At 40.7% G+C, this 11,851-nt stretch carries 11 protein-coding genes; all 11 read right to left on the bottom strand.

Features of this window, described 5'->3' with window-relative positions; all coding sequences use genetic code 11:
• Positions 1-321: 321 nt before the first annotated feature.
• On the bottom strand, positions 322-1,653 hold the full coding sequence (locus N521_RS14365; protein ID WP_035391884.1) for an alpha-glucosidase/alpha-galactosidase: 1,332 nt from the start codon (positions 1,651-1,653) through the stop codon (positions 322-324).
• Between the two features lie 31 nt (positions 1,654-1,684).
• Entirely contained in the window at positions 1,685-2,515 is an 831-nt protein-coding gene (locus N521_RS14360; RefSeq protein ID WP_035391882.1) for a carbohydrate ABC transporter permease, read from the bottom strand.
• A complete protein-coding gene (locus tag N521_RS14355; protein ID WP_025207432.1) occupies positions 2,515-3,447 on the bottom strand; it encodes a carbohydrate ABC transporter permease in 933 nt (310 codons plus the stop codon). Before N521_RS14355 ends, N521_RS14360 begins: the two co-directional genes overlap by 1 nt.
• Positions 3,448-3,477: 30 nt before the next feature.
• Positions 3,478-4,734, bottom strand: a complete 1,257-nt coding sequence (locus N521_RS14350; RefSeq protein WP_025207433.1) for an ABC transporter substrate-binding protein — start codon at positions 4,732-4,734, stop codon at positions 3,478-3,480.
• Between the two features lie 217 nt (positions 4,735-4,951).
• Positions 4,952-5,992 (bottom strand): LacI family DNA-binding transcriptional regulator, encoded by a 1,041-nt coding sequence (locus tag N521_RS14345; RefSeq protein ID WP_008343725.1) that lies wholly within the window; start codon positions 5,990-5,992, stop codon positions 4,952-4,954.
• A 183-nt stretch (positions 5,993-6,175) separates the two neighbouring features.
• Positions 6,176-6,868 carry a D-allulose 6-phosphate 3-epimerase gene (alsE, locus tag N521_RS14340; protein WP_008343724.1) on the bottom strand — a complete coding sequence of 231 codons (693 nt, stop codon included), beginning with the start codon at positions 6,866-6,868 and terminating at the stop codon, positions 6,176-6,178.
• 17 nt (positions 6,869-6,885) lie between these two features.
• Positions 6,886-8,148 carry a PTS ascorbate transporter subunit IIC gene (locus N521_RS14335; RefSeq protein ID WP_025207436.1) on the bottom strand — a complete coding sequence of 421 codons (1,263 nt, stop codon included), beginning with the start codon at positions 8,146-8,148 and terminating at the stop codon, positions 6,886-6,888.
• Between the two features lie 26 nt (positions 8,149-8,174).
• Positions 8,175-8,441 (bottom strand): PTS sugar transporter subunit IIB, encoded by a 267-nt coding sequence (locus N521_RS14330; protein WP_017359544.1) that lies wholly within the window; start codon positions 8,439-8,441, stop codon positions 8,175-8,177.
• Between the two features lie 15 nt (positions 8,442-8,456).
• Entirely contained in the window at positions 8,457-10,529 is a 2,073-nt protein-coding gene (locus tag N521_RS14325; protein ID WP_269320984.1) for a BglG family transcription antiterminator, read from the bottom strand.
• Between the two features lie 398 nt (positions 10,530-10,927).
• Positions 10,928-11,227, bottom strand: coding sequence for a contact-dependent growth inhibition system immunity protein (locus tag N521_RS14320; RefSeq protein WP_035391876.1), 300 nt, complete (start codon positions 11,225-11,227; stop codon positions 10,928-10,930).
• A gap of 159 nt (positions 11,228-11,386) precedes the next feature.
• Positions 11,387-11,842 (bottom strand): hypothetical protein, encoded by a 456-nt coding sequence (locus N521_RS14315; protein ID WP_051632386.1) that lies wholly within the window; start codon positions 11,840-11,842, stop codon positions 11,387-11,389.
• Between the last annotated feature and the right edge of the window lie 9 nt (positions 11,843-11,851).

Below are 11,851 nucleotides of genomic sequence, written 5' to 3'. Positions count from 1 at the left end.
GTCATTGTCTCATCTAAGGGGCCTTCATCTGTATACACTCTTTGTCAAATGAAACCACAGTTTTGCTTTACGTTCTGATAAAACATGTGAAGTCTATCGCTTTCAGCTCTTTTGGTTCCGCAGATCTGTCCCCCCTTTTAGGTCGTTTTATCTGTGTGTCATGTGGCATGATCATGTTAACTAATTGATGATGTATTTTTGGTTAACTGTTGGTTAACTTTAGAAAAATCATAATATTAAAAACGCTTTCAGTCAATGATCAGTTTGTTGATCTAAAAAAACCTGATGCCAAGTGCATCAGGCTAAGACTGTTTATGTTAGTTATTTAGAAGAAATTGCGTATTGACTCGGCTCTGTATAAGCCGGGAGCATCTCCCCGTGTGCTTCAATTAATTCATTACATAGTTTAATGGTGTCATCAATTGATAATTCAGCACTTGTATGCGGGTCTAATAATGCCGCTTGGTAAATGTGTTCTTTTTTGCCGCTGATTGCAGCTTCAATCGTCATGAGCTGTGAGCTGATATTGGTCCGGTTGAGTCCAGCCAATTGTTCAGGTATCTCTCCGATATAACATGGCATGATACCGCTCCGGTCTGCAACACATGGCACTTCGACACAGGCTTTTTCAGGAAGGTTGTGAATGAGTCCTCCTGTGTTCAGTACATTTCCTCCAAATTTAAAGGGAATGTTCGTTTCAATCGCTTCAATGATACGTGAACCATATTCTTTAGAGCGCGTATGCGTGATTTGTGTGTTCCCCACAAGGTCATGTTTCATCGTATTCCAATTGTTGATTTGTTCCTCGCAGCGTCTTGGATATTCATCGAGCGGAATGTTAAACTGTCCAATCAGTTCTGGATAACGAGATTTGATAAAATACGGATGATATTCTGCATTGTGCTCTGAGGATTCGGTGACATAGTAGCCGAATTTATCCATTAGTTCAAAACGAACCATATCTGGATGCCGCGTTTTTTGTTTTTCTTTTGCTCGTGCTTTGATTTCTGGATACAAGTCTTGACCGTCCCGTTTCACTTCTAATAACCATGCCATGTGATTAATGCCGGCAATTTTTTCTTCAATGCCTTCATGGTCCATTTCAAGTGATTGAAATAAATCTTTCGTACACACCTGTACGCTATGGCAAAGACCAACCGTTTGAACCCGAGTATAACGCAGCATAGCGCCAGTCAATGTGGCCATTGGATTCGTGTAATTTAATAATAAGGCGTGTGGACATACCTCTTCCATATCCTTTGCGAAGTCCAGCATCACGGGAATGGTTCGAAGTGAGCGGAAAATACCGCCGATGCCAACCGTATCCGCAATCGTTTGTCTTAATCCATATTTTTTTGGAATCTCAAAATCAATAACAGTGCTTGGCTGATAGCCTCCTACCTGGATGGCATTGATGACATATTTCGCATTCTTTAAGGCTTCTTTCCGGTTGTGATACGACTGAATGGTCACATGTGCACCGTAGTTCTCTTTTAAGTGACGTAGCATCGTTTCTGATTCTTTCAGCCGGTTGTGGTCGATATCATATAACGCAAATTCAAAGCCGGCAAGTGCGGGAACGAACAGACAATCTCCTAATATATTTTTAGCAAACACGGTACTTCCTGCACCGATAAATGTAATTTTAGACATAGACGACACTCCTTTTTACATCAAGGTTGGATTACCCTTTAACAGAGCCTTGAGACAGCCCTGCAATAAAGTATTTTTGCAACAGTAAAAACATCGTGACCATTGGCAGCATCGCAATAAGAGCAGCGGCGCCAACGAGCTGGAGCTGGTGTTGATTTTGACCAAAGAAATTGGATAAGGCGACTGTAAGTGTATGCATCTCTTTATCTTGCAAGAAGAAGATGGCAAATTGATAGTCGTTCCAAATATACACACAGGCAATGATTAAAACAGAAGCGGTAATCGGCTTCAGCAGCGGAAAAACGACGGTGAGAAAGACTCTTAGTGTTCCCGCGCCATCAATTCGAGCGGCTTCTTCAAGCTCCTTTGGAATCGTCGACCGGATAAAACCGGCATATAGAAAAATCGTCAGTGGCAAAAAAGCAGCAACATTGTTTAAAATAGCGATTTGATAAGTATTCATCATGCCAATTTGTACAACCATTTTGTATAAAGGGACAAGGGCTGTGAGCGGCGGTATGACCATAATGGCAATGAATAAGAGATACACCGCTTGATTCAGCTTTGTTCCTCTTCTTGCGAGTGGATAGGCGGCAAGTGATCCAAAGATGATGAGTAGGGCAGCCGAGCTGAACGTAATGATCACTGTATTCAAAAAGGACTGGCCAAGCTGAGCATCTGTCCATGCCATCAGAAAGTTTTCAAAATGAAGCGTTGATGGGAACAACCATTTTGAGCTAAAATCTCCTATCCCCTTTAGAGAGGTCGTGACTAAAATATAAAATGGAATCAGGTGAAGCAATGTAATCGAAAGGGCGAGTAAGGAGTACCATCTTTTCTTTCGTTTATAGGCGTTATCCATCACACCTCGGTCTCCTTTCGTTTGAAATAAATGAGCGCTGCGACACTTACGACAAGGATGATGACAGCCATGAAGACACCTTGCGTCGCTGCATAGCCTGCATCCTGCCGTTTGAAATACAAATCGTACATAAAAGTCGACATCGATTGCGAGGAATCTCCGGGTCCTCCGCCAGTGAGCGCGACAATGACATCAAATAATTTAAGTCCACCGATCACATTGAGCACAACATTGATGGTGATAGATGGCATTAAAAGCGGTAATGTGATGCGCCAAAATTGCTGAAGACCTGAAGCGCCATCGAGTTGTGCTGCTTCATAATAATCTTTAGGTATGCTTTGGAGTCCTGCTAAATAAATGATCATGGCAATCCCGACGAATTGATACGTATTCACAAACACAATGATCCAAGTGTTTAGCTGCGGATTACCAAGTGCGTTCATTGGATCAAATCCAAAAAAGGTAACAACGTCGTTTAAAGCACCACCTTGGTACGCAAAGACAAAATACCAAATATAGCCCATAGCAATCGGGCTGATCATGACGGGTAAATAGATCACCGTTCTTGTGATGGCTCTCATTTTTAAACTTTGATTTAATAAGAGTGCATATCCAAGACCAATCATATTTTGTAAGATGGTGCTCCCGATGCCGTAAAGAAGGGTATTTTTCACAACAAGCCATGTGGTTGGATCTTGCAGCAATCGTTTGTATTGATCCAGTCCAATCCACTCATACTGTTGTGAGAAACCGTTCCAATTTGTAAAAGAAAGCTGAATCCCGTTAAAAAAGGGATAAATGATAAAGGCACTGACAACGAGAACAGCAGGCAGATACATCCACCAAAGTGAAGAATTTTGGCTATTTTTCATCTTCTGTTTTGGAAAAGAGGTAAATGTCGCCGCCTGTTTTTCTTTTGTGATGTCACTCATTGGCTTCACTCCTGTTTCAGCATGAGCCTGCTATTGTTTTTTCAGACGCTTATATTCCTCTTCCATTTTCTTCGATAGTTGTTCCGGTGTGATGGAGCCTGCTAATAATTCTTGACCGGTCGTTGCCATGACAGCCCACATGCCGCTCGGTAAGTATTTCCGATCAAAATAGGGTTCAATCTTAATATCTTCATATTGCTCGTAAAATGTAGAGTAATAGTTTTTGGCTTTGACTTCTTTTAAGGCCGTTTCAGAGGAAGTGCCCTCTGCGATTTTCTTTGCGTTTTCAGGCTTTGCTAAAAAGTCAATGAATTGTTTTGCTTCTTTTAGATGCTTTGAGTCTTTCCATGCCGCAACAGTAAAGCGTTCCCCGCCAATCCAGCTTTGCTCATCACCTTCATGAATAGCTGGTACGGGCATGGTGCCTACTTTGATCGATTGATTGAGTTCAGTCGCCTCAGGTCCTAAAGATCCTCCCACAAAGGTGAAAGCGATTTTGTTTTGTGCCATCAGCTCAGGTGCTTGGGATAGTTTCGCCGTGAGTACGTCTTTGTTTAAAAGGTCTTGATCTTTCAGCTCCTTCATAAACTGTGCAAGCGGTGTATAGTGAGACCAATCAAATGATCCATTTTCAAGGTCTTTTCCGTATTGATGTTTTTGATCGGTAATGAGTAAAGGCGTTGCCAGCTCATCAAAGACTTGGGCAATATTAGAATTGTCGCCTCCTGGGATCCAGAGCGGCACAACGTCTCCTTTACTTTTTTCTTTGACAGTTTGTAAAGCACTTTTCAGTTCATTCAGTGTTTTAGGAACTTTTATGCCATATTCTTTTAATAGATTGGCATTAAAACTAAGTCCGTCTTTTGCTTGATTCAGCGGATAGGCATAGACTTTGCCGTCTTTGTCTTTTAAAATTTGATCGAGTGAAGGATCGAGTTGTTTTACCCAGTCCATCTCCTTTAGATCAGCCACGTATTCGCTATATCGCAGCTTGGCCCAGCCGTGTGTATCAAATAGGTCTGGCATATCGTTTGCCCCCATTTTGACGCGTATCATATCTTCATAGCTGTTGCCAGGGAAGTTGGCATCAATTCGGATGTTTTGATGTTCTTTTTCAAAATCACGGATCACTTCTTCAAATGCCTTTCTCTCCCCGCTGTTACTCATTGTGGAGAATAGAGTCAAGGTCACTTTCCCGTTTGCTTCAGACGCACCGTTATTGCCGCAAGCAGACAAGATCATCGACAAAACTAGAGCTACACACAGCATCAGAATTTTTTTACTCATCGTTTCCTCCTTTTGATTACTGAAAATTCAGACGATTATCGGTAGAATTCATGCAGTTGCGGAAACAAAAGAAGTCCATTATACTGGAATTCTATTCTTTTCAAAGAGATAAGAGAGCAATTGGGTGAACTGCGTTGTTTTCAGCATGATCTGGCCATCATGCTCAGCAGCTCCCTTCCTGCTTTTTTGTCTCTTTTTTGTTTGCTGAAATGCTCGTTCACCCCCTTTCATGGATTGGGCATGTGCTGCCTCTTTGCATGAGCTTTGTTGGCACGACGACTTTTAGGGGAAGCTTTCTTCCTTCTATCCGCTCAAGCAAAAGCTTTAGACCTACTTCCCCCATTTGTTCTGTATATACTTTAACCGTTGTGAGCGGCGGGCTTGAAAAGGAAGCGGCTTCGATATCATTAAACCCCACGATTGAGACATCTTGAGGTACACGAAGACCGGCTTCATGTAGCGCACGCATAGCGCCTATTGCCATAGAATCACTTCCGATAAAAAAGGCTTCTGGAAGCTTTCCTTTCTGAATGGCTTTTTGCATAAGTGAGTAGCCTTCTTGCATCGAATATTCGCCTATGTGGATGTCATTCATATGAAGAGTTCCCGCTTCTTGCATTCTTTTGATAAAAGTTGTTTGTCTTTCATCCTCAATCACAGCATTTCCTTCAAAATAATGCTCCCTCTCTTTCCCGCCAATATATCCTAGATGTGTATAGCCGAGAGATTGCAGATGACGAATGGCACGATCTGCCGCTCTGACAAAATCCACATGTACACAATCATACAAATCTTCATCCGCATAATGATTGATAAACACAATATGTTCCATTCGGTTTGTCATCTTTTCAACCGTATCAGGGCTGATTCGTCCAATGACGATCAAACCGTCAATATCCTTTAGTATCGCCCCTTTATCCATGTTTCTTAGGCGAAAGGTATGGAGAGTGGACAGACCTCGTTTGGCATATTCTTTTTCAATTCCTTTTCGAATCGATGAAAAAAAAGGATCATTTAATTCTTCGTCAATGGATTGGGCGACAACGACACCGATGACTGGGGATGCGGGCGGGCTTTTTACTTCTGCTTGATCGGCTTTTCTTGCTCTGACTGGGGTATAGTTTAATTTCTTGGCTATGTCGAGGATGTTTTGTCTTGTTGCGTGTGAAACGGCAAGCGTTTGGTCGCCATTTAACACACGGGATACAGTAGAGACGGATACTTTTGCATCATGAGCAATATCTTTGAGTGTAGTCATAGGTAAACTCCTCATCATTTTTGACTAAATGTTTACTAAAGATATTTGAAGAATAACACATAAATAAAGCGCTTTCAATTATAAATTTGTGCTTTTATGAAGTTTTTGAGTATGTTTTGATAAGGAGATAGTTTGTTTAGTAAAATTGCGTAAAAAAGAGGATGGGCTTCATCCTCCTTTTTACTAAGGTGATTTCATTGTGGCTGTTTCTTTTGCGAACAATTGCTTCATTATTTCCCATGCTTTATCTAATTCTTCGTGAAGGCCAAATAAACCTGAAGTGCCAATGATGTAAATTTCATTTCCTGCCTCAGCAAGCAACCGGAACGTGCTTTCATTACAAGAGCCGTCTACCTCAATTGAAAATGAGTATCCCCCCTTCTCTTTGATTTCTTTCACCTCTTTCATTTTCGGAAGCATTTCTTTGATAAAAGGCTGACCCGCAAACCCTGGATCAATTGTCATGATCGTCACCCGGTCTATTAAATGAATAAAAGCATCTAATGCTGCAACTGGTGTGGCGGGATTGAGAACAAAGCCGACCTCACACTTTCTTTCGTGAATATGCCGAATGATTCGAAAAACGTCTTTTTGCACCACTTCTGGATGTAAACAAATCATCGTTGCGCCTGCATCAATACATGCATCAATTAAAAATTCCTGAGGCTGTTCGGCCATTAGATGAACATCAATCGGAACGTCTGTCAGTTTCCGAAGTTGTTCAATGAAAAAGGGTGATAAGGTCATATTTTTTACGTAATGACCATCCATGACGTCGACATGATAACGGTCTGCCCTTGTGTTCAGAAGCTGAATTTGTTCACGGAAGTGTGTTAAATCCATGCACATCAATGAAGGTGAGAAAATAGCTGTCATCCTGAAATGCCTCCTTTTTAAAGATGAAATAAAAATTTGATCAATCCAATCAATATTCCGATGATACCGAAGTCTGTATCGCCAAATGTTGTCCCTTCAAAGCCAAGAGTGCCTAACACAGGGAGTAAACAAGCTGGTAAAAATGAAAGGAGTATTCCATTCACAAAGGAACCGGCGACTGCACCTCTCACTCCCCCCGTTGCATTGCCATATACGCCCGCTGTCGCACCGCAGAAAAAGTGTGGCACAAGTCCAGGAACAATGACAGTTAAACCAAACAAAGGAAGAAGGAAAATAGACACGATGCCTCCTGCAAAACTGCATAAAAAACCGATGATCACTGCATTTGGAGCAAATGGGAAAACAGTTGGTGCATCAAGTGCCGGCTTTGCCCCTTTGACGAAACGATCGGCAATCCCTTTGAAAGCAGGCACAATTTCCCCGATTGCCATCCGTACACCTGCTAAAATAATGTACACCCCAGCAGCAAAGGTAATGGCCTGAATGAGAATGAAGACAGCAAAGTTCGTACCACCACTAATGTTTTCTATGAATGAAATTCCCGCAAACGGTGCAATCGCAAAGAAAAGCAAAGCCATCGTAATGGAGATGGCCACCGATGTATCTCTTAGAAAACCGAGTGATTTAGGCACTTGAATGGTTTCCGTTGATTTCTCTGGGCGCCCGACCCATTTGCCGATCATTCCCGCTGTAAAATAGCCGAACGTACTGAAATGACCGAGCGCCAGATCATCATTTCCAGTGACTTTCCTTGTAAACGGCTGAAGGATTGCGGGAGCAATGACCATTGCTGCACCTAATACGATTGAACCAGTGGTGATCAGCAGCGTTCCTTGCATGCCAGCTGTTGACAGAACGACTGCAAGCATAGCCGCCATATATAGCGTATGATGACCAGTTAAAAAGACGTATTTAAAGGGTGTGAATTTTGCCAAAAGCAAATTGACCACCATACCAAAAATCATAATAAGCGCTGTCTGTGTACCGAATTCCTTTTGGGCAATGGCCGCCATGGCATCAGTATTTGGGACAACCCCTTGAATGTGAAAGGCTGCTTCAAACATCTTTCTGAAAACCCCAAGTGAATCAGATACGACTGTGGCGCCCGCTCCTAATATTAAAAAACCCATTGTTGTTTTTAAGGTGCCTGATACAGTATCGGCAGCTGACTTTTTCTGCAAAAGTAAACCAGCGAGTGCAAACAAACCGATGAGAATTGCGGGTGTGCCCAATATATCGTTCATGATCAGTTCTATCATGATGTGAATCCCCCTTTTTCCGTCGATTATATGTGTTTACGAAGGACGTCTTTAATGGCTTCCTGGTCTAACAAGTTATTTAATCCAGCGACCTTTCTTGTGCCGTCATCCAGCTGATCGATAATATCTGTTGCTCCGATATAAAGATCTGCTTGTTCATTTTTGCTTGTACTGAGATCGGTGTGATCCACTTCCGCTAAAAGTCCTAATTCTTCTAATGCTTTTTTGACATTCATTTCAACAATAAAGCTGCTTCCTAAACCGTTTCCGCATACAACTAGAATTTTTTTCATTCTCTTTTTCCTCCTTTATACTTGTGAAAATCGATTGATTAATTGTTGAATGGCTGCTAATTCCTCTGCTTCAATCAATTGTCTCACCCGTTTTTCTTCACTTAACAGCATCGTCAGCTGTTTGAGTGCTTTCAGGTGGGTCATACTGTCAATGGCAGCTAATACAATGATGAGCCGAACTTGCTTTTTTCCATCCTTTGAAAAGGAAACGGGCTGATGACATGACATAAGTGACATGCTTAATTTGTTCACGCCATCTTCTGGTCTGGCATGCGGAATCGCCACTTGTGGCGCAATCACAATATAAGGGCCATTTTGATGAACAGACTGGATCATCGCTTTCACATAACTTTCCTGAATCGCTTGTTGATCAAGCAAAGGCTGCGCTGCTTTTGTAATGGCCTCCTGCCATGTGTCTGCTGTTTGCTGGAGCTGAATGGTTTCTTCTGTTAATAAATCGTTTAACACTGGTTTCCACCCTTTCTGGTGTGATACATATGTCGGATGAAGCAGCTCCTTCAGGTCATGAAGCAATGCTTTTTCATTTTGAACGATGGTATGCTGCTGAATGATATTGAATAAAGCATTCACATGGTGCTCATCAAGCTTAGGTTCTGAGCCTTCTCCATATTGAAGCAATGTTTTTTTCTCATAAGCAGTGAGAATCGGGTGCACGAGATGAACAGGTTTTCCTTTAAACGATATAGGTGTCGTTGACACAACAAAGTCGGCATCAATGGATGTTAATTCTTCATATGAACGTTTTGATAACAGTCCGCGTATGTCGATGTAGCCGATTAATTCAAGAAGCTGCGTTTTCAGCATGTGACTGGTGCCAATTCCTTCTCCGCAGACAATGTAAACAGAACGTTTCGCAATCGATGAAATCCCTTCTCTTCTCATCCAGCCGCCAAAATGCATCGCCACATAGGCAATTTCATGATCGCTCATCTTTGAACAGGCTGCCTTCTCTAAATGGCAAGCAACCTTTTGCGTGATGTCAAACACCTCTGGCTGTGCATGTTTCATGGAATCTGTTAATTCATTGATGATCTCAATGTGATAGATGAGCCTATAATAGGCCGGAATTAAATGCATGGTTAAGTTTTGTTCCAAGACTTCTACTTCCTGGAAGGAAATACACGCATAACGCTGAAAGTCCATGATCATTTGTCTCGCAATGGTTCGAATGAGATGTTCTTCTGGTTTTTGACTTGTTGGAAGTTTTTGTTTTTTGGCACTGAGCCATAAGGTGCTAAGAAAATAGATTTCATCATCATGAACCAAAAGACTGGTTTCTTTTTGAATTTGCGCCATGAAACGAATAGCAGCCAAGCATTCATCTGTTTCCTGCAATGTCCGTTTTTCTTCTGTTGAAATGTGTACAGCACGTTCTAGCTTCATCCGTTTAAAGTAGAAAAAGAGATCCATAGACAGCTGATCCAGCATATCATCTGCAAACTCAAGCTTCAGATCTTGTTCGGATTGTTGAAGGAGATCATGTATTCTCTTATATGAGATAGGCCCCTTTAACCAAACCGATGGAAACGTTTTTTCATTTTTTATCATGGTGCGAATGAAATGAATATAAGGTTTCAGCGCCAACCTAATTGTTCTTTCTTCTCCTGAAATTAAATAGCCACTGGCCGCCTGATAATGAAGTGTAAGCTGCTGTTTTGAAAGTGCTTCTTTTAGTTGTTTCATATCTTCAAGCAGTGTATTGCGGCTTACCTTCGTCATCTCCATAAAATCATCAATTTTTAGATGCTTCTCACTGCATGCAATGGATAGGAGCAAGATGGCACGTCTTTCTTTCACACATGGTTCATAGTCATGACCGACAAGAACAGTCTCAGCTTTTTCGATAATGACTTCTCTCTCGTGTGGATGTAAATAGTAGCCTCGTTGATCTTTTCGCTGGACGCCACTAAGCTGATGGGTTTCCAGCCAGCTATTCATTCGTTTGATTTCAGCGTAGACCGTTCGAGTAGAGACATTCAGTCGATTCTGTAAATCTTCAATTGATAGATAAGTGGTCGTGTGAAGCAGCATCGATAATAAAGTCGTGCCCCTTTTGGTTAAGTGCAGTTGGAATCCCTCCCCTCTTCCCTTTGGTTATAAGTCTAATCAACTCGCATGCGTCAAAGAAGTCCAAATGTTTTCAGTAAATGTTGTGCAGGTTTTGGGTGCTGTTTTTTCGTCAAAAAAGCACACCCGTATGAGTGTGCTTTTAAACTTATATCCAAAGAGTTCTTTGTCTTCTTTTATTATGAAAGGAATGAGGTCATAAATGTCCTGGTAAATCTTTTTAAATGCCTATATTTTAATATTTCTCAATGCCTTTCACGTTCTTGATTCACCCATATATACTGCATAAAACGGACATTCATCACAGGGCCAATAGCCTTTGTTTCGGTTTTATTCGGTTTGAAGCGCAACAAACACAAAAACCTTAAAAGGCATAAAGACAATCAAGATTCATTTTGTTACTTCATTTTCACTGCTTCTTTCATTTCCTCTATTACTTTATCAAACCACTGTAGAGGATTTAATGAGATCGCCGGAAAGTAGATTTCTGCATTATTTTCGATAAAGCTTTCTTTTTCCTGTATTGTTAAAGGACTATTCGAAAAATCCTGACAATCCTTTATAGTGGACAGCAGACATTCTTTGCTAGCTTCATGGATAAACTCATCTAACGCTTCCTCTGGTGAATCAATATCCTGATGAAATGTCCCACCTAAAAAATCTTCTAACTTTTTTAAATAACTAGAGCTCTCATTCATTGAATCACCTATCATCATTAAAATTATCAGTTTAAATAGCGAGTTTAAAAACCTTCATCTCATAGAAAACAAAGTAGTGGTGTTTGCTAACCTAATGAATGTCAAACGAGAGCTTTCAGGTTGTGGTTCTGCTCTTTGATCAATTAATCTTGCTTACAATTAAATTGCGCAGTTTCCAATATGAAGTTCAAAGTGTTTTTCTTCTGAAAATATTTGAGCAATTTTACCTGTTATTTTATCTGCTACAATGATGCTATGATTCTCTGAAAATAGCCAAATTTCTTCAATTGCCTTATCGAAATCTAAAGCTTTTACATTTGCCCAAACAGGAAAAGGGTCATTTTCAATTAAAATAAACCATTCGTTTTTCTCTTTGAGAAAATCTAATGAATTTTTTAACCAAGTCATAATCGAGTCTTTGTCTGTATTTGTTAATATTTCGGAAGGTGTTGAATCTATTTGGCGAAATTGTTTTAATACTGTTTCACATAAATTTAGCCATTGAGAAGTATCATCTTCAAAATCAATTACCTCAATATATGCTAATTGTTGTATTTTCTTTTTAGCATTCATCAAAGCAATTTTTTTCTGTATTTTTTCATTTTTATATGCCATATTTTTCAT

This window comes from Bacillus sp. UNC125MFCrub1.1 (assembly GCF_000701305.1).
Taxonomy (GTDB): domain Bacteria; phylum Bacillota; class Bacilli; order Bacillales; family Bacillaceae; genus Bacillus; species Bacillus altitudinis.
Note: the sequence above shows the minus strand (reverse complement) of the source record. Positions and strands in the feature narration are given on the sequence as shown.